Source organism: Pseudonocardia lutea, assembly GCF_042658055.1.
GTDB classification, from domain to species: Bacteria; Actinomycetota; Actinomycetes; order Mycobacteriales; family Pseudonocardiaceae; genus Pseudonocardia; species Pseudonocardia lutea.
Window position 1 is genome coordinate 40,684 of record NZ_JBHSQK010000108.1, and the last position, 21,530, is coordinate 62,213.

19 protein-coding genes are annotated in these 21,530 nt (G+C 75.2%); 17 read left to right on the forward strand and 2 right to left on the reverse strand.

The window, feature by feature from the left end:
- Positions 1 to 109: 109 nt before the first annotated feature.
- Complete coding sequence (locus tag ACFQH9_RS30040; RefSeq protein ID WP_379571460.1) at positions 110 to 790, reverse strand: sigma-70 family RNA polymerase sigma factor; 681 nt, start codon at positions 788 to 790, stop codon at positions 110 to 112.
- Between the two features lie 630 nt (positions 791 to 1,420).
- On the opposite strand from ACFQH9_RS30040, the gene ACFQH9_RS30045 reads away from it, so the two are divergent.
- The 8 genes from ACFQH9_RS30045 to ACFQH9_RS30080 all read left to right on the forward strand — a co-directional run bounded on the left by ACFQH9_RS30045 (position 1,421) and on the right by ACFQH9_RS30080 (position 10,754).
- Entirely contained in the window at positions 1,421 to 2,995 is a 1,575-nt protein-coding gene (locus ACFQH9_RS30045; protein ID WP_379571462.1) for an AMP-binding protein, read from the forward strand.
- A complete protein-coding gene (locus ACFQH9_RS30050; RefSeq protein WP_379571464.1) occupies positions 2,992 to 3,231 on the forward strand; it encodes a glutaredoxin family protein in 240 nt (79 codons plus the stop codon). Before ACFQH9_RS30045 ends, ACFQH9_RS30050 begins: the two co-directional genes overlap by 4 nt.
- 106 nt (positions 3,232 to 3,337) lie before the next feature.
- Positions 3,338 to 4,915, forward strand: coding sequence for a molybdopterin-dependent oxidoreductase (locus ACFQH9_RS30055; RefSeq protein WP_379571466.1), 1,578 nt, complete (start codon positions 3,338 to 3,340; stop codon positions 4,913 to 4,915).
- Positions 4,916 to 5,018: 103 nt separating this feature from the next.
- Positions 5,019 to 5,687, forward strand: coding sequence for a fasciclin domain-containing protein (locus tag ACFQH9_RS30060; protein ID WP_379571468.1), 669 nt, complete (start codon positions 5,019 to 5,021; stop codon positions 5,685 to 5,687).
- Between the two features lie 330 nt (positions 5,688 to 6,017).
- Positions 6,018 to 6,806: a redox-sensing transcriptional repressor Rex gene (locus tag ACFQH9_RS30065; RefSeq protein WP_379571470.1), complete on the forward strand. Its 789-nt coding sequence runs from the start codon at positions 6,018 to 6,020 to the stop codon at positions 6,804 to 6,806.
- Positions 6,803 to 8,224 carry a glutamyl-tRNA reductase gene (locus tag ACFQH9_RS30070; protein ID WP_379571472.1) on the forward strand — a complete coding sequence of 474 codons (1,422 nt, stop codon included), beginning with the start codon at positions 6,803 to 6,805 and terminating at the stop codon, positions 8,222 to 8,224. The genes ACFQH9_RS30065 and ACFQH9_RS30070 overlap by 4 nt, the downstream gene beginning before the upstream one ends.
- Before the next feature lie 5 nt (positions 8,225 to 8,229).
- The gene (gene hemC, locus ACFQH9_RS30075) at positions 8,230 to 9,216 is read left to right on the forward strand and encodes a hydroxymethylbilane synthase (RefSeq protein WP_379571474.1); all 987 of its coding nucleotides are present in this window, start codon (positions 8,230 to 8,232) and stop codon (positions 9,214 to 9,216) included.
- Positions 9,213 to 10,754 (forward strand): bifunctional uroporphyrinogen-III C-methyltransferase/uroporphyrinogen-III synthase, encoded by a 1,542-nt coding sequence (locus tag ACFQH9_RS30080; protein ID WP_379571476.1) that lies wholly within the window; start codon positions 9,213 to 9,215, stop codon positions 10,752 to 10,754. The genes hemC and ACFQH9_RS30080 overlap by 4 nt, the downstream gene beginning before the upstream one ends.
- Before the next feature lie 498 nt (positions 10,755 to 11,252).
- Here ACFQH9_RS30080 and ACFQH9_RS30085 read toward each other — a convergent pair whose 3' ends face one another.
- Positions 11,253 to 12,167 (reverse strand): hypothetical protein, encoded by a 915-nt coding sequence (locus ACFQH9_RS30085; RefSeq protein WP_379571478.1) that lies wholly within the window; start codon positions 12,165 to 12,167, stop codon positions 11,253 to 11,255.
- A 583-nt stretch (positions 12,168 to 12,750) separates the two neighbouring features.
- On the opposite strand from ACFQH9_RS30085, the gene hemB reads away from it, so the two are divergent.
- The 9 genes from hemB to ccsB all read left to right on the forward strand — a co-directional run bounded on the left by hemB (position 12,751) and on the right by ccsB (position 21,205).
- On the forward strand, positions 12,751 to 13,725 hold the full coding sequence (gene hemB / locus ACFQH9_RS30090; RefSeq protein WP_379571480.1) for a porphobilinogen synthase: 975 nt from the start codon (positions 12,751 to 12,753) through the stop codon (positions 13,723 to 13,725).
- Positions 13,726 to 13,729: 4 nt separating this feature from the next.
- Positions 13,730 to 14,020 carry a DUF4282 domain-containing protein gene (locus ACFQH9_RS30095; RefSeq protein ID WP_379571482.1) on the forward strand — a complete coding sequence of 97 codons (291 nt, stop codon included), beginning with the start codon at positions 13,730 to 13,732 and terminating at the stop codon, positions 14,018 to 14,020.
- 17 nt (positions 14,021 to 14,037) lie between these two features.
- Positions 14,038 to 14,694, forward strand: a complete 657-nt coding sequence (locus tag ACFQH9_RS30100) for a hypothetical protein (protein WP_379571484.1) — start codon at positions 14,038 to 14,040, stop codon at positions 14,692 to 14,694.
- Between the two features lie 99 nt (positions 14,695 to 14,793).
- Positions 14,794 to 16,116, forward strand: a complete 1,323-nt coding sequence (gene hemL / locus ACFQH9_RS30105; RefSeq protein WP_379571486.1) for a glutamate-1-semialdehyde 2,1-aminomutase — start codon at positions 14,794 to 14,796, stop codon at positions 16,114 to 16,116.
- A 104-nt stretch (positions 16,117 to 16,220) separates the two neighbouring features.
- The gene (locus ACFQH9_RS30110) at positions 16,221 to 16,838 is read left to right on the forward strand and encodes a histidine phosphatase family protein (protein WP_379571549.1); all 618 of its coding nucleotides are present in this window, start codon (positions 16,221 to 16,223) and stop codon (positions 16,836 to 16,838) included.
- Positions 16,835 to 17,437: a TlpA family protein disulfide reductase gene (locus ACFQH9_RS30115; protein WP_379571488.1), complete on the forward strand. Its 603-nt coding sequence runs from the start codon at positions 16,835 to 16,837 to the stop codon at positions 17,435 to 17,437. Before ACFQH9_RS30110 ends, ACFQH9_RS30115 begins: the two co-directional genes overlap by 4 nt.
- 219 nt (positions 17,438 to 17,656) lie before the next feature.
- Positions 17,657 to 18,433 carry a cytochrome c biogenesis CcdA family protein gene (locus ACFQH9_RS30120; RefSeq protein ID WP_379571490.1) on the forward strand — a complete coding sequence of 259 codons (777 nt, stop codon included), beginning with the start codon at positions 17,657 to 17,659 and terminating at the stop codon, positions 18,431 to 18,433.
- Positions 18,434 to 18,473: 40 nt separating this feature from the next.
- Positions 18,474 to 20,189: a cytochrome c biogenesis protein ResB gene (gene resB, locus ACFQH9_RS30125; RefSeq protein ID WP_379571492.1), complete on the forward strand. Its 1,716-nt coding sequence runs from the start codon at positions 18,474 to 18,476 to the stop codon at positions 20,187 to 20,189.
- Positions 20,189 to 21,205: a c-type cytochrome biogenesis protein CcsB gene (gene ccsB / locus ACFQH9_RS30130; protein WP_379571494.1), complete on the forward strand. Its 1,017-nt coding sequence runs from the start codon at positions 20,189 to 20,191 to the stop codon at positions 21,203 to 21,205. The genes resB and ccsB overlap by 1 nt, the downstream gene beginning before the upstream one ends.
- Positions 21,206 to 21,530 lie beyond the last annotated feature (325 nt).

Consider the following 21,530-nt stretch of genomic DNA (forward strand, 5'->3'; position numbering starts at 1 on the left):
CGAGACGGGCGGTCGTCGGTTACGGCACAGAGACCGTTCACCGATTGGTGTGGCTCACTCGTCGCATCCGTAACGACAAGCATGTAGTTCGCGATATAGGCCCCGCCGTTCACCGCAGCCCCTCGGGGAGCAGTTGCGCCAGGCGGCGGACGGCGCGGTGCTGCAGCGCCTTGACCGCCCCCTCCGCGCGGTTCATCCGCTGCGCCGTCTCGGCGACCGACAGGCCCTGCAGGAACCGCATGCGGATGCAGTCCTGCTGGTCCGGGTTGAGCTTCTCGATCGCCTTGAGCAGCTCGGAGTTCGTAGCGTTCTCGATGACCTGCTGCTCGGGCCCGTGGGTGCTGGGCGAGTGCTCGACCATGTCCGCGGTCGTCGACTCCAGGCGGTACCGGCTGGACTTGACGTGGTCGAAGATCAGGTTCCGGGCGATCGTGACGAACCAGGCCCCGATGTCGCGGCCCTGGTAGCTCACCGAGCCGATCCGGCGCAGCGCGCGCAGGAAGGTCTCCTGGGTGAGGTCCTCGGCCAGGGTGCGGTCGCCGAGCCGGAACAGCACGTACCGGAAGACGACCTCGTGGTAGCGCGCGTACAGCTCCTTGAACGCGTCCTGGTCGCCCGCCTGGCAGGCCTTGACCAGGACCCAGGAGCCGCCGCCGTCCTCGGCCTCCGGGCGGGGCTCGACGGCCTCCGGCTCGGCGGAGCGGGGCGGCGGGCCCGCGGGGGGACCGGACGGCGGCGGTCCCGCGGGTGGCGGGACGGCGTGGGGACGGGCGACGGGGGGAGCTGTCACGGGCGCCTGCTGTCGGATCGGCCGGCCGCCCGGGGTCCGGCCGGGGGCCGGGGCGGTCGGGTCGGGCGCGGACGGGGGAGCGGCGTCGGGAGCCGGCGGGTGGGTGGTCGAGCCGCCGGACCGGGCCTGGCGGGGCAGGTCCGACCAGGAGGACGGGGTCGCGCCGGCACCGGTCGGGTGCGACGGCGTGAACCGCTCCGTGGGGAGCAGCCCGTCGGGACGCATCGAGGAGGTCATGAAGCCCGGTGCACCCGGTGTCGGACAGGGCAGCGCGGGCGGACCCGCGGTGCGCTGGCAACAGGCTGCATGCCACTCCCTTGGGTGAGAACTCGTGCCGAACCCGCGGGTCCGGCGTTGGCAGGTTGTGGGGGCGGACTCTAGGGCAGCCCCCCGGCACCCGGACGGGTGCCACCGCTCGCCGAATGCCTTATCCGGTGAGCGGACGGTCACGCGCGGTCAACGTGGTCGTGGCGCAGCGTGTTCGGTCGACGCGCCGAGTGGCGGCGTGTCGCCCTGCCGTCGGGCGCACGGGGGTTGCGCTCTGGGCCGGTGGTCGTTCCACACACGCGGGTGCGGTTCTCCTCCTCCGCCGGGCGTCTGCGGGGCCCGGCCGTCTGCCAGACTCGGCGCGTGCAGCCTTTCCCCCAGAGCCCCGGCACCGGGTCCGACGCGGTCGTGCACCTGGGTGAGCTGGTCCGCCGGGCGGCGCGCCGCGAGCCCGGTCAGCCCGCGGTCGTCGACGTCACGGCCGGGCGCACGCTGACCTGGGGGGAGCTCGACGCCGCCGCGGACGCGGAGGCCGCCCGGCTCGCCGCCGCCGGGATCGGGCACGGCGACCGCGTCGTGCTGGTCCTGCCCAACGGCGCCGGCTTCTGCGTGGCCCTGTTCGGCGTGCTGCGCGCCGGGGCGATCGCCGTCCCGGTCGGCCAGCGGTCGGTGGCCCGCGAGGTCGCGGTGGTCCTCGACGACGCCCGCCCGGCCGCCGTCGTCGCGGACGGCGGCGTCGCGGCCGACGTCGCGCGGGAGGCCGGGGTGCCGGTGCTCGGCGGGCCACCGGTCCGGGCCGAGCCGCCCGCCACCCCGGTCGCGGAGCCGCCCGGCGGCGAGGCGATCGCGCTGCTCATCTACACCTCCGGCACCACCGGCCGGCCGCGCGGCGTGCAGCTCTCCCACCGCGCCCTGCTGGCCAACCGCGAGCAGACCGCCGCGCTGCGCCCGGCCCCGGTCACCCCGGCGGACCGGGTCCTGCTGGCGCTGCCGCTGTTCCACAGCTTCGGGCTGGCCGCGGGCCTGCTGCAGGTCTGCTGGGCGGGGGCCACCGCCGTGCTCACCGAGCGGTTCGACGCCGCGGCCACGCCGGGCATCCTGCGCGACCACCGGGTCAGCGCGCTGGCCGGTGTCCCGTCGCTCTACCGCGCGCTGCTCGACCTGCCGGCCGCGGAGCTGCGGCGCGCCCTGGAGGGCGTGCGGATCTGCACCTCCGGCGGCGCCCCGCTGCCGCCCGCCTGGCTGAGCGCCTTCCGCGAGGCCACCGGGATGGAGGTGCTCGAGGGCTACGGGCTCTCCGAGGCCGGCCCGGTGGTCACCTGCACCCTCCCGGGGTGCAGCAAGCCGGGCTCGGTCGGCCGCCCGATCCCCGGCGTCGAGCTGCGGCTGGTCGACGCCGAGGGTGAACCGCTCGCCGGGCGGGTCGCCGAGGAGGGCGAGGAGGGCGACACGGCCGACGTCTTCTCCGACCCGGAGGACGACACCGGGCTGGTCGCGCTGCGCGGGCCCAACCTCTTCTCCGGCTACTGGCCGACGGGCGAGGGCGGGCCGGACGCCGAGGGCTGGTTCCGCACCGCGGACGTCGGCTACCTCGACGCGGACGGCGACCTCCACCTCGTGGACCGCTCGACCGACCTGGTGATCGTCAACGGCTTCAACGTCTACCCCCGTGAGGTCGAACAGGTCCTCGCCGGGATGGACGAGGTGGCCGAGGTGGCGGTCGTCGGGGTGCCCGACGACCGGACCGGCGCCGCGGTCAAGGCCGTGATCGTGCCCGCGCCGGGGACCGACCCGGACGAGGACGCGGTCCGGGAGTACTGCGCGACCCGGCTGGCCCGCTTCAAGCGGCCCACCGTGATCGCGTTCGTCGACGAGCTGCCGCGCACGCCGACCGGCAAGATCGCCCGGCGGGTGCTGGCGGGGACGGGGACGGCATGAGTCGGACGGTGACCCTGCTGAGCAGGGCGAACTGCCATCTGTGCGAGGCCGCCGAGGCGGACGTCGCGCGGATCTGCCGCGAGCTGGGCGTCGCGTGGCGCACCGAGGACGTCGACGCGGACCCGGAGCTGCGCGCCGAGTACGGCGACATGGTGCCGGTGATCCTCATCGACGGGAAGCAGCACGGCTACTACCGGGTCGAGGAGGAGCGGTTCCGCAGGGCCCTCGAGGGCTGAGCCCCGCACTGTCCGCAGCAGGGATCCGTCACGGCTTCAGGAGCCGGTCCCGGGCGCAGTATGGACCCATGACGCGGGCGAACCCCCGCGGCTCCGGAGGCGAACCATGGACGTGAGCCGGACCCTCGCCCGTCCTGCCGCCCCCGTGCTGTCGCGTCCCGACGCCGCCGCGGTCGCGGTGCTCGCCGTCGGCGCGGCGCTCGGCGCGGGCCAGCTCGTCGCCGGGCTGCTGTCGCCCACGTCGTCGCCCTACCTCGCGGTCGGCGACGCGGTGGTGCGCGCGGCGCCGCCGCCGGTCGTCGGGTTCGCGAAGTCGGCGTTCGGCACGGCGGACAAGCCGGTGCTGCTCGCCGGGATGGCCGTGGTGCTGCTCCTGGTCGCGGTGGCCGCCGGGCTGGCGTCCCGTCGCTCGGTCGTCCCGGCGCAGGTCGTGATCGGGATCCTGGGGCTGGCCGGGATCGCCGCCGTCGTGCTCGGCCCGGCCTTCACGGCCGCCGACCTGATCGCACCGGTCGTCGCGACGGCCGCGGGCCTGTGGACGGTCCGCACGCTGCACGGGCTGGCCCTCGCCCACGCGGCGGCGGCCGCGGCGCCGGGCCCGCGCGGCCTGCCCCGACGCACCGTGCTGCTCGGCGCGTCGGCGGCGGTCGGGCTCGGGGCGCTGGCCGCCGGCGGGATCGGTGCGGCGCTCGGGCGCGGGACGGTCGACTCCCGCACCCGCCTCACCCAGCGCCTCGCCGCGGCGACCGTCGCCCGCGAGGCCCCGCTGCCGCCCGGCACGGACTTCGCCGCCGAGCTCGGCACCACCCGCTTCGTCACGCCGAACCCGGAGTTCTACCGGATCGACACGGCCCTGCGGGTGCCGCAGCTGCGCGCCGAGGACTGGCGGCTGCGGGTGCACGGGCGGGTGGCGCGGGAGCTCACCCTGACCGTCGACGACCTGCTCGCCCGCCCGCTCGTCGAGCGGACGATCACGATGACCTGCGTGTCCAACGAGGTCGGCGGTGACCTCATCTCCACGGCCCGGTTCGTCGGCGTCGAGCTGGCCGACGTCGTGCGGGAGGCGGGGCCGCTGCCCGGCGCCGACCAGATCCTCTCCACCAGCACGGACGGCTGGACGGCCGGCACCCCCACCGACGTCGTCCTCGAACCCGGGCGCGGGGCGCTGCTGGCGCTGGGGATGAACGGCGAGGCGCTGCCCGCCGAGCACGGCTTCCCGGTGCGCATGGTCGTGCCCGGGCTCTACGGTTACGTCTCGGCCACCAAGTGGGTCACCGACCTCGAGCTGACCTCCTTCGCCGCCCGCGACTCCTACTGGACGCAGCGCGGCTGGGGCGAGCGCGGGCCGGTCAAGACGGAGTGCCGGATCGACCTGCCCCGCAGGTTCGGGCAGGTGCCGGCCGGCCGGGTCACCGTCGCGGGGATCGCGTGGTCGCAGCCGCGCGGGATCTCGCGGGTGGAGATCAGCGTCGACGGCGGCCCGTGGGCCGGGGCCGAGCTCGCCGCGCAGCTCGGCGGGGACACCTGGCGGATGTGGCGCGGCACGGTCGAGGTCGGGCCGGGCAGCCACACCGTGCGGGCCCGCGCCACGGACGGCCTGGGGAACCTGCAGACCGAGGAGCGCGCCGACGTCCTGCCGGACGGTGCCACCGGCTGGCCCGCCATGATCTTCTCCGCCGCCTGAGCCCCGGCCCGCCCGGAGCCGAGACCCGATCGTGATCCCTTCGGTCGGGCGTGCCGGCGGCCGACACGTTAGGCATGGGCAGGCCCCGGGAAGGAGAGAAGTCGTGCGCAGCATCCAGCGTCTGGCCACCCTCGGAGCGGCAGCGGCCGCCGTCGTCGTGCTGGGGGCGTGCTCCGCGCCCAGCCAGGAGCCGTCCACCGCGACGGACGTGCCGCCGGTGCCCACCGTCGCCGCGGCCGGGCCGCGGACGCCCGAGGTGCCGGGCAGTACCACGGAGGCCGCGGTCTTCGGGCCGGGCTGCGGCGGGCTCCCCACCGGCGACGACCCCGGTTCGCTCGCGAGCATGTCGCAGGCCCCGGTCGCCGCGGCCGCCGGGACGAACCCGCAGCTGCGCACGTTCGCCGCGCTGGTCGGCCGGGCGAACCTCACCGAGGCGCTCAACGCCGCACCCGGGCTGACGGTCTTCGCTCCCACCGACAACGCCTTCGCCACGCTCCCGGCGGAGCAGCGCGCCGCCCTCGAGGCCGACCCCGCCCGGCTCGCGACCGTGCTGCAGTACCACGTGTCGGGGACCCGGGCGAGCGCCGAGGAGCTGCGGACCGCGGGCACCTCGACCGAGCTCGCCGGCGGCCAGGTGCGGATCGGCGGCACGGGCGCGACGATGACGGTCGCCGACGCCGCGGGCACCACCGCGACCGTCGTCTGCGGGAACATCCCGACCGGCAACGCGACCCTCTTCCTGATCGACACGGTCCTCACCCCGCAGGCCTGATCGCTCCGGGGTCCGGCTCCGGGCCGTCCCCGACCCGCCCGCGCCCCGCGCGTGTCGAACGCCACGTGCGGGGTACGCAAACGCGGTGAGCGGCAGGTCCGGGGCGACCACCGGTCCGCATGCCCCGACCGTGCACGGGCCGGGCCCGGAGCACGTCCCGGACCAAGATCGCAACTTTGTGCACGCCTTCACGAGCGACTACCGTGGACGGGCGTCGCCGCCGAACGACCCGACCGGCTCCAGCCCGGCCGGGCAGTGCCGGTCGCGCAGGCCGCCGCCGTCCCGGACGCGGCCCCATCACGACGAGTACGACGCCCGAGGAGCCGCCGCGTGACGCTGCCGCCGCAGGCCGGCTCCTCGACCGCCGACACCCCCGGCACCCCCACCGGGTCCGCCCCGGGCCGCGTGGTCCGCGCCATCCCCGAGGCGACGGTCGCCCGGCTCGCGGTCTACCTGCGAGTGCTCGGCCAGCTCGCCGAGGGCGGCGCCGAGACCGTCTCCAGCGAGGAGCTCGCGTCCGTCGCCGGGGTCAACTCGGCGAAGCTGCGCAAGGACCTCAGCCACATCGGCAGCTACGGCATCCGCGGGGTCGGGTACGACGTGGCCTCGCTGCAGCACGAGCTCGAGCGGGTGCTCGGCCTCGACCACCCGCAGGCCGTGGCGTTGGTCGGCGTCGGCAACCTCGGCCACGCCCTGGCGGGCTACGGCGGCTTCGGCGGCCGGGGCTTCCCCGTGACCGCGCTGTTCGACGTCGACCCCGACCTGGTCGGGATCAAGATCAACGGGATCGTCGTGCACCACGTGCGCGACATTCCCCGGGAGTGCCCCGCCGCGGGCGTCACGATCGGCATGATCGCGACGCCGGCGCAGGCCGCGCAGGGCGTCTGCGACAAGCTGGTCGCGGCGGGCGTGCGCTCCATCCTCAACTTCGCCCCCACGGTCCTGCAGGTGCCCGACGAGGTGGAGGTCCGCAAGGTGGACCTCGCCGTCGAGCTGCAGGTGCTGGCCTTCCACGTCGCCGGACGTGGCAACGCCGCCGCGGCGGGTGTGGACCCAGACGCCCCGGCCGTGAGCCGGGTCGTGAACGGACGCAACGGATCGGCGGTGCCGCTCTCATGAGTGTTCTCGTCGTGGGCCTCTCGCACCGGAGTGCGCCCGTCGACGTCCTGGAGAAGGTCGCGGTGTCCGCGGACGACGTGCCCAAGCTCCTCGACGAGATGGTGCGGTGCCCGCACGTGAGCGAGGTGACCCTGCTCTCGACCTGCAACCGGGTCGAGGTCTACGCGGTGGTCGACGCCTTCCACGGCGGGCTCGCGGACGTCTCCGAGGTCCTCGCGCGGCACTCCGGCCTGCCGCTGCAGGACCTCACCGAGCACTTCTTCGTGCACTACGCCGGCTCGGCCGTGCAGCACCTGTTCTCGGTCGCCGCCGGGCTGGACTCGATGGTCGTCGGCGAGTCGCAGATCCTCGGCCAGCTGCGCCAGGCGTACGCGACGGCGGACGAGGCCGGCACCGTCGGCCGCGTCCTGCACGAGCTCGCCCAGCAGGCGCTGCGCGTGGGCAAGCGGGTGCACGCCCGCACCGGCATCGACGCCGCCGGCGCCTCCGTGGTGTCGGAGGCGCTGCGGGACGCGTCCGCCGTCCTCGGCCAGGCGGACGGCGAGCTGACCGGCACCCGTGCCGTGATCGTCGGGGCCGGGGCCATGGGCGCGCTGGCCGCCGCCCACCTCCGCCGCGCCGGCGCCGCCGAGATCATCGTGCTCAACCGCTCCGCCGAGCGGGCCCGGCGGCTCGCGCGGAAGAGCATCGAGCAGGGCGTGCCCGCCCGGGCCGGCCTGCTCGACGAGCTGCCCGCCGCCGTCTCCGCCGCGGACCTCATGGTCGCCTGCACCGGCGCGATCGGCACCGTCGTCGAGCGCGCCGCGGTCGAGGCCGGGACGGCCGGCCGCACCCGCCCGTTCGTCGTCTGCGACCTCGGGCTGCCCCGCGACGTCGACCCGGCCGTGGCGGAGATCGAGGGCGTGACCGTCGTCGACCTCATCGCGCTGCAGCGCCGGCTCGTCCGCGAGGATCTCGGGGGGGCCGCCGACGCCGTCTCCGCGGCCCGCGAGCTGGTGGCCGAGGAGGCCCAGAACTACCTGGCCGCGCAGCGCTCGGCCGAGGTCACGCCGACCGTCACCGCGCTGCGCCGGCGCGCCTCCGAGGTGGTCGACGCCGAGCTGCTGCGGCTGTCGTCGCGGCTGCCGGAGCTGTCCGACGAGGTCCGCGACGAGTTCACCCGGACGGTCCGCCGCGTCGTCGACAAGCTGCTGCACACGCCGACGGTGCAGGTCAAGAAGCTGGCCGAGGGCCCGGACGGGGACAGCTACGCGGCCGCGCTGCGCACGCTGTTCGAGCTCGACCCGCAGAAGCCCGCCGCCGTCGCCGGCACCGTGGAGCAGCCGCTCAACGGCCACGAGGTCGCCGCGGCGCTCGAGGCGCCGGTGCGCCGGGCGGGCCCCGAGGCCGGGCGTGCCGACGCCGAGGCCGACCGGTGACCGCCGTGGACAGTCGCACCCTCCGCGTCGGCACCCGGCCCAGCAAGCTCGCCGTCGCGCAGTCCGGGCAGGTCGCCGACCTGATCCGGGCCGCCGGGCGGCCCGCCGAGCTGGTCGACGTGCACACCACCGGGGACCGGTCCGCCGCGCCGATCGCGCAGCTCGGCGTCGGGGTGTTCGTCTCGCAGCTGCGGGAGGCGCTGGTGGCCGGCGAGGTCGACGTCGCGGTGCACTCCTACAAGGACCTGCCCACCGCGCCGGACCCGCGGCTGACCCTCGCCGCCGTGCCGGCCCGGGAGGACCCGCGGGACGCGCTCGTGGCCCGGAACGGCCTGGTGCTCGGCGAGCTGGCCGCGGGCTCGCGGATCGGCACGGGCTCGCCGCGCCGGGCCGTGCAGCTGAACGCGCTCGGGCTGGGCCTGGAGGTCGTCCCGATCCGGGGCAACGTCGACACCCGGATCGGCAAGGTGACCTCGGGTGAGCTCGACGGCGTCGTCGTCGCCGCGGCGGGGCTGCGCCGGCTCGGGCGCGTGGAGGAGGCGAGCGAGCTGCTCGACCCCCTGCAGATGCTGCCCGCCCCCGCACAGGGCGCGCTGGCGATCGAGTGCCGGGCCGAGGACGAGGAGCTGGCCCGCTTCCTCGCCGCGACGCTCGACGACGCGGGCGTGCGCGCGGCGGTCACCGCCGAGCGCGCGGTGCTCGCCGCCCTCGAGGCCGGCTGCAGCGCGCCGGTGGCCGCGCACGCGGACGTCGTCGAGGACCTCGACGACGCGGGCCGCGTGATCGAGCGGCTGTCGCTGCGCGCGGTCGTGGGGATCGGGGAGGTGGCCGAGGGCGCGCTGCTGCGTGCGTCCGCCACCGGAGACATGGAGAACGCCGAGAAGCTCGGGGTGGACCTCGCGCACGAGCTGCTCGACATGGGCGCCGACGACCTGCCGCGGCCGGCAGCGCGCGGTGCCTCGGGAACCGCTGGATCGGGAGCTGGAGAATGACTCGCACACCGCCGACCGCCGGTCGGATCGCCTTCGTGGGCAGCGGCCCGGGCGATCCGGGCCTGCTGACCGTGCGCGCGAAGGAGGTGCTCGCCTCCGCGCCGCTGGTCGTGAACGACCCCGACGTGCCCGAGGCCGTCCTCGCGTTGGTCGCCGAGGGCGCCGAGGTCCGGCCGGCCGTCGGGCAGCCCGCCGACGTCGCGGGCGACCTCCTCACCGAGGCCCGCGCCGGGCGGCCGGTCGTGCGGCTCGTCGCCGGCGACCCGCTGACCCTCGACGCCGTGGTGGCCGAGGCGCGCGCAGTCGCTGCGGAGGGCGTGGCGTTCGACGTCGTGCCCGGCGTCCCGGCCGGCACCGCCGTCCCCGCCTACGCGGGCGTGCCGCTCGGGTCCGCGCACGTCGAGGCGGACGTCCGGGCCGGCGTCGACTGGGCAGCCCTGGCCGGCGCGCCCGGCACGCTCGTCCTGCAGGCCGCCGCCGCGCACCTCGCCGAGGTCGCGTCCGCGCTCACCGGGCAGGGCCGCCCGGCCGAGACCCCGGTCGCCGTCACCGCGCACGGCACGGAGTCCACCCAGAAGACCGTCACCACGACGATCGGGTCGATGGCGTCCGACGCCGCCGAGCTCGAGGGCCAGCTGGTCCTCACCGTCGGCGCCGAGGTCGCCTCGCGGGCGGACCTGTCCTGGTGGGAGTCCCGCGCGCTGTACGGCTGGCGGGTCCTGGTGCCGCGCACCAAGGACCAGGCGGGCGTGATGAGCGACCGGCTGCGGATGCACGGGGCCATCCCCGAGGAGGTCCCGACCATCGCCGTCGAGCCGCCGCGCTCGCCCACGCAGATGGAGCGCGCGGTCAAGGGCCTGGTCGACGGCCGCTACGCCTGGGTCGTGTTCACCTCGACCAACGCCGTGCGCGCGATCTGGGAGAAGTTCGCCGAGTTCGGGCTCGACGCCCGCGCCTTCTCCGGCGTGAAGATCGCCTGCGTCGGCACGGCGACCGCCGAGAAGGTGCGCGAGTTCGGCATCGTGCCCGAGCTGGTGCCGGACGTGAACGAGGCGCAGAGCTCCACCTCCGAGGGCCTGCTCGAGCTGTTCCCGCCGCACGACGACGTCCTCGACCCGGTCGACCGCGTCCTGCTGCCGCGGGCCGACATCGCCACCGAGACCCTCGCCGCCGGGCTGACCGAGCGCGGCTGGGAGATCGACGACGTCACCGCCTACCGGACCGTCCGGGCCGCCCCGCCGCCCGCGCCGATCCGCGAGGCCATCAAGACCGGCGGGTTCGACGCGGTGTGCTTCACCTCGTCGTCGACCGTCCGGAACCTGGTGGGCATCGCCGGCAAGCCGCACGCGCGCACGCTGGTCGCCTGCATCGGCCCGGCCACCGCGGAGACGGCCCGGGAGTTCGGCCTGCGTGTCGACGTCCAGCCGGAGGAGGCCCGGGTGCCCACCCTGGTCGACGCCCTGGCCGCGCACGCCGCCAAGCTCCGCGCCGAGGGTGCGCTGCCGCCGCCGAAGAAGGTCAAGGCGCGCCGCCGCTGAGCCGCTCGCGCCGCTCGTGCCGGAGGGCCGCACCTCGCCGAGGTGCGGCCCTCCGCCGTTCTCGGGTCGCACACAGGGTCGGCCCCTCGCACACACGTTCCGCGATGGGTGCGAGGGGCCGACGGTGTGTGCGGAGCGCGGGCCCGTCGGCCGGGTGGTGCCGTGGCGGGTGACGACCGCGCGGGATGTTCGGTGTCGGCCACACGCGGTCGTCCGGCTCGTGATCGTGCCGAGTGGGACGCGAGTGCTGCGCGGCGTCTGTCGGGTGACGCTCGGGTCGATCAGCTCGCCCGAGAGGCACGGGAGCGTCGTTCCGGCAGCTCTTGCGTGACGCTCGGGTCGATCAGCTCCGCCGGGAGGTGCCGGAGCGTCGTTCCGGCAGCTCTCGCGTGACGCTCGGACGGATCACGCCCGAGGTGATCGGCCCGTGATCGTCCGCCGAGCGCTCGGCCGGGACGCGGTTCGCGGGCGGGCGGGACCCGCCCGCGAACCGGGCCGTCAGGAGCCGACGGTGGCGGGCTTGCGGAAGCGGTCCCACCAGCGGCGCCGCTCCGCCGCGGCGGCGCGGTCGGCCTCGGCGAGGCGCTGCGCGGTGAGGACCGGGATGGCCTCGGTGGGGGTGTCGTCGACCGGTACGACGGGGCCGCTCTCGACGGGGGCGCTCTCGACGGGGGCGCTCTCGACGGGGGCGCTCTCGACGGGGGCACTGTCGACGGGGGACTGGGCGACCGCCGGGACCGGCGCCTCGGCGGCGGGCTCGGGCTCCGGAGCCGCGTGGAAGTCCGGCGGGTACGCCGCCCAGCGCTCCTCCTGCGTGATCCCCGCGACGGGCTCCCACGGCCCGGCGGCGCGGGCCCGCCCGATGTAGGCCGACGCGGCGGCGAGCGCCGCCCGCACGCAGTCGCCCCGCGGCGCGACCCCCAGGGACCGGTGCCCGGCGCCCCACGGCGCGAGCCCGGCGTGCTCCGCGACGGTGACCGTGACGACCTCCCACGCGTAGTCCCGCTCCTGGGCGGCGACGAGGTCGCGCAGCGCGTCGGGACCCCAGACGGCACTGCCCTCGTCGGCACCGCCGGTGACCACCAGCACGAACACCCGCGTGGGGCGTTCCTGCTCCGGCATCCCGGCGAGCGACCGGCCCAGGCCGCTGATCAGGGCGCCGAGCGAGTCGCGGACCGCCTCGGTACCCCGGCCGCGGAGCTTCGGCACGGCGGCGTCGGCGGCCCGGACACCGCCGCGCAGCTTCCCGGCGCGACGCCCGGTCGTGGTCGGGTAGACCTCGACCTCGCCGGGCAGCCCGGCCTGGTGCGCGAGGAGGTCGGCGGTCGCGGCACGCACGTCGTCGCGGAGCGGGCCGAGCGAGCTGGATCGATCGAGAAGGAGGGCGATGACGCTGCGTCCCGGTTTGGTCACGCGCGCAGGATGCCGTATCGGGTGACACTCTCCGTCACCGACCCCACCCTCGTGAGCGCCCGTCCGCCCCGCTGCTCCGCCCGGCGCCCCGCACTCGACCTGCGGCAACAGTCGATCTTCCTCCCGTCGCCCTTCCGCACCCGTCCGTGCACGACACACCCGCCTGCCCGGCCCACATCCGCCCGACAGCGGCCACACCCGCCCGTGCACGTCACCCTGCTGCGACCTGGTCCCACAGCCAGTCGTGCCCGACACACCCGCTGTGACCTGGTCCCACACCCGAGAGCTCGCTCCCACACCCGGTCGACAGGATGTGCCGCGCCCCGGCGGGTGTGCCCACACGGAGCCCGCCCGGCCCGAACCGCGAGCCCGACCCGCGCACCCGAGCCACCCCCCACCCGGTCACACCTCCTGAGCTGCGGCTCCGCTCCTCCCGATCAACCCGTCATCAGGGCCGAGCCGCCCGACCAACCCCACCATCCCGGTCACACCTCCTGAGCTGCGGCTCCGCTCCTCCCGATCAACCCGTCATCAGGGCCGAGCCGCCCGACCAACCCCACCATCCCGGTCGTACCCTGGGCCCATGGCCTATCCCGCCCAGCGTCCCCGCCGGCTGCGTTCCACCCCGGCGCTGCGCAGGCTGGTGGCCGAGACCGAGCTGCGGCCCCGGCACCTGGTCCTGCCGATGTTCGTGAAGGAGGGCGCCGCGGAGCCGACGCCCATCTCGTCGATGCCGGGGGTCGTCCAGCACACCCGCGACACCCTGCGCAAGGCGGCCACCGAGGCCGTGCAGGCGGGGGTGGGCGGGATCATGCTGTTCGGCGTGCCCGAGCACCACGACGCCGTCGGGTCCGGGGCGACCGACCCCGAGGGGATCCTGAACGTCGCGCTCAAGGACCTGCGCGCCGAGCTGGGCGACTCCACGGTGCTGATGTCCGACCTGTGCCTGGACGAGTTCACCGACCACGGGCACTGCGGGGTGGTCGACGAGCGGGGCTGCGTCGACAACGACGCCACGCTCGAGATCTACGCGCGGATGGGCGTGGTGCAGGCCGAGTCCGGGGCCCACCTCGTGGCGCCCAGCGGCATGATGGACGGGCAGGTCGGGGTGATCCGCGAGGCGCTCGACGAGGCGGGCTTCGCCGACACCGGCATCCTCGCCTACACCGCCAAGTACGCCAGCGCCTTCTACGGGCCGTTCCGCGAGGCCGTCGAGAGCCAGCTGAAGGGCGACCGCAAGACCTACCAGCAGGACGGCGCGAACCTCCGCGAGGCGATGCGCGAGCTCGCGCTGGACCTGGAGGAGGGCGCGGACATGGTGATGGTCAAGCCCGCGCTCCCGTACCTGGACGTGCTGCGGACCGTCGCCGACACCGCCGACGTCCCGGTCGCCGCGTACCAGGTCTCCGGCGAGTACGCGATGATCGAGGCCGCCGCCGCGCAGGGCTGGCTGGAGCGCGAGCGGACGATCGTCGAGACGCTGACCTCGCTGCGCCGCGCCGGCGCGGACGTGGTGCTGACCTACTGGGCGACCGAGGTCGCGGGTCTGCTGGACTGATCCCATGCGGACCGACCAGGAGCCCGGCGTGCTCGGCGCCCTCACCGACCTGAACTTCGAGCGGTTCGCCACGCCCTCGGTGGTCAGGTTCGTCTACGTCGTGGGCGTCGTGCTGACCGCGCTCTGCTACGTCGCGGGCGTGATCGGGTTCTTCGTGCGGGGCTTCGGGCTCGGCGTCGCGGCGCTCGTCGCCGGCGGCGTCGTCGCGGTGTTCGCCCTGCTCCTGCTGCGGGTCGTCCTCGAGTTCGTGACGGCGGTGGTCCGTCTGTCGGAGGACGTCCACCGCCGCGGCTGACCGGTACCGTGGTGACCGTGAGCACCGGCAACCAGGGTGAGGGACCCCGCTACTACCCGAGCGGACCCTCGACGGGTCAGTACGCGCAGTACCCGCAGAACCCGTACCCGCAGGGGGTCCAGCCGGGCGGTGAGCCGCAGGCCGGCCCGAGCACCGGCGGCCGGTACACCGGCCAGTTCGCCTACAGCCCGTACTCCCAGGCCCCCACCCCGTCGGAGGCAGGCCCGCGGGAGGTCCGCCGGCCCGGCACGATGGTCGGCGCGCTGGTCCTGCTGGTGCTCAGCGCCGTGCCGTTCCTCGTGTTCGGCGTGCTCGGGCTGTTCGTGCCGATCAGCCAGGACATGTTCCCGCCGGAGCTCGGGCTCGACGCGATGCTCACCCAGTACAACGTCTCCTTCGACCAGTTCCTGCAGGCCGTGCGGCTGCTGCTCGCGCTGGTGGCGGTGCTGGCGCTGGTCTACATCGGCATCGCGGTCGCGGCCTTCGCGGGCAAGTCGTGGGGCCGGGTCGCCGCCACCGCGCTGACGGTGCTGTTCTGCGGGTTCCTGCTGCTCAACCTGGGCGGTGGCGGTGCGTCGTCGCTGATCGTGGTCGCGCCCGTGGTGCTCGCGGTCGCCGGCGTGGTGCTGATGTTCGTGCGCCCCTCCGCGGACTGGTTCGCCGCCCGGCGCTGACCCCGCCCCCGCCGGCCGCCGACGACGCACCGGCGAGCTCCCCGTGTCCTGCGCCGACCCCGCGGGCCGGATCGCGGCGCGGATGTGAGACTGGGGGTCGTGAGTGCCCCCTTCACCCCGATCACGCCCGAGGTCTCCGCGGGTCTGTTCGCCCGCGCCGCCGAGGTGATCCCGGGCGGCGTCAACTCGCCGGTCCGCGCGTTCAACTCGGTCGGCGGCACGCCGCGCTTCATGGTCTCCGCGCAGGGCCCCTGGCTCACCGACGCCGACGGCCTCCGCTACGTCGACCTGGTCTCCTCGTGGGGCCCGATGATCCTCGGGCACGCGCACCCCGCCGTCGTCGACGCCGTGCAGTCGGCCGCCGCGTCCGGCCTCTCCTTCGGCGCGCCGACGCCCGCGGAGATCGAGCTGGCCGAGGCGATCATCGACCGGGTCGCGCCGGTCGAGCAGGTGCGCCTGGTGAACTCGGGCACCGAGGCCGTGATGAGCGCCATCCGGCTGGCCCGCGGCATCACCGGCCGCACGGTCGTCGTGAAGTTCGCCGGGTGCTACCACGGCCACGTCGACGCGCTGCTCGCCCAGGCCGGCTCGGGCGTCGCCACCCTGGGCCTGCCGACCAGTCCGGGCGTCACGGGCGCGCAGGCCGGCGACACCGTCGTCCTGCCGTACAACGACCTCGAGGCGGTCCGGCAGGTCTTCGCCGAGCGGGGCAGCGAGATCGCCTGCGTGATCACCGAGGCCGCCGCGGGGAACATGGGCGCGGTCGCGCCGAAGCCGGGCTTCAACCAGGGGCTGCGCGAGGTCACCCGCGAGCACGGCGCCCTGCTGGTGATCGACGAGGTGATGACCGGCTTCCGCGTCTCGCCCGCCGGCTGGTTCGGGCTCGAGGGCGTGGCCGGGGACCTCTACACCTTCGGCAAGGTCATGTCCGGCGGGCTGCCGGCCGCGGCCTTCGGCGGGCCGGCCGCGCACATGGCCTACCTCGCCCCGGCCGGGCCGGTCTACCAGGCGGGCACGCTGTCCGGGAACCCGGTCGCCGTCGCCGCCGGGCTCGCCACCCTGCGCCAGGCCGACGAGGCCGTCTACGACGCGCTCGACGCCAACGCCGAGCGCCTGGTCGGCATGATCGGCGGCGCGCTGCGCGAGGCCGGGGTGCCGCACCGGGTCCAGACGGCCGGGAACATGTTCTCGATCTTCTTCACCGAGGAGGAGGTCGTGGACTACGAGACCGCGAAGGCCGCGCAGACCTGGCGCTTCCCGCCGTTCTTCCACGCCCTGCTGGAACGCGGGGTCTACGCGCCGCCCAGCAACTTCGAGGCCTGGTTCGTCTCGGCCGCGCTCGACGACGACACCTTCGCCGTGATCGAGAAGGCGCTGCCCGACGCGGCGCGGGCGGCGGCGGCCGCGGTGCAGCCGGCGTGAGCACCCCCGTCGAGCCCACGCCGGTCGACCCCGGCGACCCCGTTCCCGCCGATCCCTTCCCGGGCGGGGACCGCACCTCGCCGGACCCCACCGGCCCCCGGACCGTGGTCCACCTGCTGCGGCACGGGACCGTGCACAACCCCGAGGGCATCCTCTACGGGCGCCTGCCCGGCTTCCGGCTGTCCGACGACGGCCGCGCGCAGGCCGAGCTGGTCGCCGAGAAGCTGGCCGACGCCGACCTCGCCGCCGTCGTCGCCTCCCCGCTGCAGCGCGCCCAGGAGACCGCGACGCCGATCGCGAAGAGCCACGGCCTGGACATCGTGACCGAGGAAGGGCTGATCGAGTCCGGCAACCTGTTCGAGGGCAAGCGGTTCGGCGTCGGCGACGGTGCGCTGCGCCGGCCCGCGAACTGGCGGCTGATGCGGGACCCGTTCACGCCGTCCTGGGGCGAGCCCTATCTCAAGATCGCGCACCGGATGTTCGGCGCCGTGCACCGCGCCCGGGCGCTGGCCGAGGGGCACGAGGCCGTGTGCGTGTCCCACCAGCTGCCGATCTGGACGCTGCGGCGCTACCTGCTGGGCCAGCGGCTCTGGCACGACCCGCGGCAGCGGCAGTGCGCGCTGGCCTCGCTGACCAGCGTCGAGTTCACCGGCACCACGGTGACCGGGCTGCGCTACAGCGAGCCGGCCGGGTCCAGCGACCCCACGGCGACCGGCGCATGAGACGCCTGCTGCCGCTGCTGGTGGGGCTGCTCGTGCTCGCGGGCTGCTCCACCAGCAAGGACGCCGTGGCGAGCGGGCAGCAGGAGTTCACGTTCGTCGCGCCGAACGGGCAGACCACGATCATGTACGACCCGCCGGGGTCCCGCGGCGTGGTGCCGGAGCTGTCCGGGGAGTCGCTGCTGAACGAGGGGCGCACCGTCGGCCTGCAGGACTTCGCCGGTCGGGTCGTGGTGCTCAACATCTGGGGTTCGTGGTGCGGTCCGTGCCGGGCCGAGGCCCCCGACCTGGAGTTCGTGGCGCAGCAGACCGAGGCGGCCGGGGTCGCGATGCTCGGCATCGACGTGCGGGACGACCGCGACGCCGCCCGGGACTTCGTCCGCGACCGCGGCCTGACCTACGACTCGATCTTCGACCAGCCGGGCCGGGTGCTCGCCGCGCTGTCCGGCTACCCGCGCAACGTGGTGCCGTCGACGATCGTGCTGGACCGGCAGCACCGGGTGGCGGCGGTGTACCTCACCCAGATCCGCCCGTCGGACCTGCTGGGCACGGTCCAGCGGGTGGCCGCCGAGGAGCCCGCGCCGTCGACGCCGGGCTCCTGACCGCGGTACGGATCCAGGACGCGATCCTGGCAGCGGCCGTGGGCGCGGTATGGATCCACAACGTGTTTCCGACGGCAGCCTGGCCGCGTCGTGGAGCCATACCGCCGCCCGAGGGCCGGCTGAGCGCATCGAGGTGTGCTGCACACCGTGAGGCGTTCCACTACGAGTTGTAGAACCCGCCGCCCCCGCGCCTGACCACAGCACATACCCTGTCCTGTGATGGATGCGTCGACCACCCTCGCGGTCAGCGGCCCGCTGCTCGTCGCAGCGGTGGTCGCCGTTCTCGCGGGCGCGGTGAGCTTCGCGTCCCCGTGCGTGGTCCCGCTGGTCCCCGGCTACCTCGCCTACCTGGCCGGCCTCGTCGGCGCGGACGCCCCGCCCGTCACGCGCGAGGAGGCCCGGGAGCACCGCCGCGGCCGCTTCCGGGTGGCCGGTGCGGCGGCGCTGTTCGTCGCCGGGTTCACCGTGGTGTTCGGCGCGATCCTCGTCGGCGTCGTCTGGCTGGCCGACGTCCTCGTGCGCAACGAGGCCGTCCTCCAGCGGGTCGGCGGGATCGTCATGATCGTGATGGGGCTGGCGTTCGTCGGGCTGATCCCGGTGCTGCAGAACGAGCGCCGGGTGCACTGGGTCCCCCGGCTCGGGCTGTGGGGGGCGCCGCTGCTGGGCGCGGTGTTCGGCCTCGGCTGGGTGCCCTGCATCGGCCCGACGCTGGCGGGCGTGGTCGCGGTCGCCGCCGGCACCGGCGGCGGCTCGGTGCGCGGGGTCGTGCTCACCCTGGCCTACTGCGCCGGGCTCGGCCTGCCCTTCGTCGTCATCGCCCTCGGCGCCTCCCGCGCGGTCTCCGCGCTGGGCTGGTTGCGCCGGCACACCCGCACGATCCAGATCGCCGGCGGCGTCCTCCTGGTCGCCGTCGGCGCGCTGCTGGTCAGCGGGCTGTGGGGCAGCCTGCTCGCGCAGCTGCAGGTGGCCGTCGCCGGGTTCACCCCCGCCCTGTGAACCCCGCCGACAGGAACCACGCCGACATGAGCGACCGCCGATGAGCAGCCCGCCCACCGCGCCCCCCGCGCCGCCCGAGGCCCCGGCGCAACCGCCGCGCCGCCCGGGCGGCGGGCGCGCCGTCCTCGCCGTGCTGCGCAACGCCTGGCGCGGGCTCACCAGCATGCGCACCGCCCTGGTGCTGCTGTTCCTGCTGGCCCTGGCCTCGCTGCCGGGCGCGCTCCTGCCGCAGCGCTCCCTCAACCAGCAGCTGGTCGACCAGTACTTCGCCGACTACCCGCGCCTCGCGCCGCTGCTCGACAAGATCGGCGCCTTCGAGATCTTCGCGACCCCCTGGTTCGCGGCGATCTACCTGCTGCTGATGATCTCGCTCGTCGGCTGCCTCACCCCGCGGTCGCTCGAGTACCTGCGTGCGATGCGGCAGAAGCCCGTGGCGACCCCGCGGAACCTGGCCCGGATGCCGCACCACGCCGAGGGCGTCGTCGACGGCGCCTCCGACGAGGTGCTGGCGCGGGTCCGCGGGCTGCTGAAGGGCTGGCGGCGGGCCGAGCGGGAGGAGGCCGGCGGCCGCAGCGTCTCGGCCGAGCGCGGCTTCCTGCGCGAGACCGGCAACCTCGTGTTCCACGTCAGCCTGGTCGGGCTGCTGGTGGGGATCGCCGTCGGCAAGCTCTTCGGCTACGAGGGTCAGGTCATCGTGCTGGCGAACGGCGGCCAGTTCTGCAACACCTCGATCCTCGGCTACGACTCCTTCCGCCCCGGCCTGCGCGTCGACGGCACCGAGCTGGACCCGTTCTGCCTCGAGGTCGGCTCCTTCACCGCCGAGTACCTGCCCAACGGCCAGCCCGAGCAGTACACCGCGCAGCTCGGCTACCAGACCGCCGACGACGTCCGGTCCGGCGACACCGCGACCTGGCGCCCGGACACGCTCTCGGTGAACCACCCGCTGCGCCTCGACGGCGAGCGCGTCTACCTGCTCAACCACGGCTACGCCCCGCGCTTCACGGTGACCTGGCCGGACGGGCAGCAGCGCACCGGCGAGATCCAGTGGCAGCCGGTGGACGCCACGACCTACCTGTCCCAGGGGGCGACGAAGTTCGAGCGCCCCGGCATCGCGGACGACGCCACCCGCCAGAAGAGCTCGATCGCGATCACCGGCCTGTTCGCGCCGACGAGCTCGGGCGGCCAGGTCGTCACCTCGACCTTCCCGGACCTGCTCGCCCCCGAGGCGGCGATCGACGTCCTGCGCGGCGACCTCGGCCTCGACGACGGCCGCGGTCAGTCGATCTTCTCGGTCGACCAGGCGAAGGTGGACTCCGGCGAGCTGGTGCGGGTCGCGCGGGAGAACCTGGTCCCGGGCCAGGAGATCACGCTCGACGACGGCACCAGGGTCCGGTTCGACGACGTCACCCAGTGGGTGGCGCTGCAGGTCAGCCACGACCCGGGCCAGGTGACGGTGCTCGTGTTCGCCATCCTGGTCCTGCTCGGACTGGGCCTGTCGCTGTCGGTCAAGCGGCGGCGGTTCTGGGTGCGGGTGGTGCCGGCGGGCGAGGACGCCGACGGGCGCCCGCGCAGCCGGGTCGAGCTGGGCGGCCTGGCCCGGACGGACCGGGCGGGGTACGGCGAGGAGTTCGACCGCCTGCGGGCGGAACTGCTGGGCCCGGCGGCAGCGACGACAGCGACGACAGCGACGACAGGGACGACAGGGACGACAGCGCCGCCGGCACCGGCGTCGCAGAGACAGGACGGTGGAGACTGATGCCCGTCGATCCGCTGCTCTCCGAGTACAGCGACCTGCTGTTCAAGGGAGCGCTCACGGTCTACGTGCTCGCGATGGCGTTCTACGCCGTCGAGTACGTCTCGAGCCGGACCCGGGTGCGTGAGGCCGCCGTCGAGGCCGCCCACGAGCCCGCCGCCGTGGGCGCCCGCGGCACCGGCAGCGCAGATCTCGGCGTGGTCAGCGAGGAGAACGCGGACGTCCCGCCGCCGCCCCCGGCGAAGGCCTCCAGGCCCTCCCGGTCGCGCGCGGACCGGTTCGGCCGCATGGGCGTCTCGCTCACGGTCCTGGCGGTCCTGCTGCACCTGGGCTCGATCGTGCTGCGCGGGCTCGCCACCACGCGCTGGCCGCTCGGCAACATGTACGAGTTCACCTCCGCGGTCTGCCTCGCGGCGATGGTGGCCTGGCTGGTCGTGCTGCAGCGGACCGCGAAGCGCACCCGCGGGCTGCGCAAGCTCGGGGTGTTCCTGCTGGCCCCGGTGCTGATCCTGATGTTCCTGGCCGGCACCGTGCTCTACGCGCAGGCCGCGCCCGTCGTCCCGGCCCTGCGCTCGTACTGGCTGGCCGTGCACGTCACCACGGTCACCCTGGCCTCGGGGCTGTTCTTCGTGCCGGGCGTGGCGAGCATCCTCTACCTGATGAAGCGCTCCGGGAAGCCGGCCGGCTTCACGGCGAAGCTGCCCGAGGCCGACGTGCTGGACCGGCTCGCGTACCGGGTCACCGTCGTCGCGTTCCCGATGTACACCTTCGCGGTGATCGCCGGGGCGATCTGGGCCGAGGCCGCGTGGGGCCGGTTCTGGGGCTGGGACCCGAAGGAGACGGTCGCGTTCGTCGCCTGGGTGATCTACGCGGCCTACCTGCACGCCCGGGCCACGGCGGGCTGGCGGCACGTCGGCGCGGCGTGGATCAACATCCTCGGCCTGGCCGCGATCATCTTCAACCTGTTCTTCATCAACATGGTGGTGGCGGGCCTGCACTCGTACGCGGGTCTGGGCTGATCCAGGGTTCCGTGTGCGGCCCCGCCCGCCCTACCGGGCGAGCCGCACCGCATCACCTCGACCGACGCGGTTCGCGCGACTACCGTCGGCAACCGTGAGTCACACCGGGTCCGACGAGTACCCCGACGGTTCCGTGGGCCGCTACGTCCGGGAGCGGTGGGCGCAGAACGCCCGGCGCTCCCAGCGGCAGGCGCCCGACGGGCGGCACGAGGACCAGGACGGGACGCAGGCGGAGAGGACGCAGGAGCGCACGCAGGGCGGGGCGCACGCACAGCACCCCGGGCTGGGCGCCCGGCGGGACGAGACGTGGGGCGTGGTGCCCGAC

What these genes read in the sequence shown, in the direction of transcription:
- ACFQH9_RS30050 (WP_379571464.1), top strand. Translation starts at nt 2,992, where the DNA reads ATGAGTCGGACGGTGACCCTGCTGAGCAGGGCGAACTGCCATCTGTGC.
- ACFQH9_RS30055 (WP_379571466.1), top strand. Translation starts at nt 3,338, where the DNA reads ATGGACGTGAGCCGGACCCTCGCCCGTCCTGCCGCCCCCGTGCTGTCG.
- ACFQH9_RS30070 (WP_379571472.1), top strand. Translation starts at nt 6,803, where the DNA reads ATGAGTGTTCTCGTCGTGGGCCTCTCGCACCGGAGTGCGCCCGTCGAC.
- ACFQH9_RS30080 (WP_379571476.1), top strand. Translation starts at nt 9,213, where the DNA reads ATGACTCGCACACCGCCGACCGCCGGTCGGATCGCCTTCGTGGGCAGC.
- hemB (WP_379571480.1), top strand. Translation starts at nt 12,751, where the DNA reads ATGGCCTATCCCGCCCAGCGTCCCCGCCGGCTGCGTTCCACCCCGGCG.
- ACFQH9_RS30095 (WP_379571482.1), top strand. Translation starts at nt 13,730, where the DNA reads ATGCGGACCGACCAGGAGCCCGGCGTGCTCGGCGCCCTCACCGACCTG.
- ACFQH9_RS30115 (WP_379571488.1), top strand. Translation starts at nt 16,835, where the DNA reads ATGAGACGCCTGCTGCCGCTGCTGGTGGGGCTGCTCGTGCTCGCGGGC.
- ACFQH9_RS30120 (WP_379571490.1), top strand. Translation starts at nt 17,657, where the DNA reads ATGGATGCGTCGACCACCCTCGCGGTCAGCGGCCCGCTGCTCGTCGCA.
- resB (WP_379571492.1), top strand. Translation starts at nt 18,474, where the DNA reads ATGAGCAGCCCGCCCACCGCGCCCCCCGCGCCGCCCGAGGCCCCGGCG.
- ccsB (WP_379571494.1), top strand. Translation starts at nt 20,189, where the DNA reads ATGCCCGTCGATCCGCTGCTCTCCGAGTACAGCGACCTGCTGTTCAAG.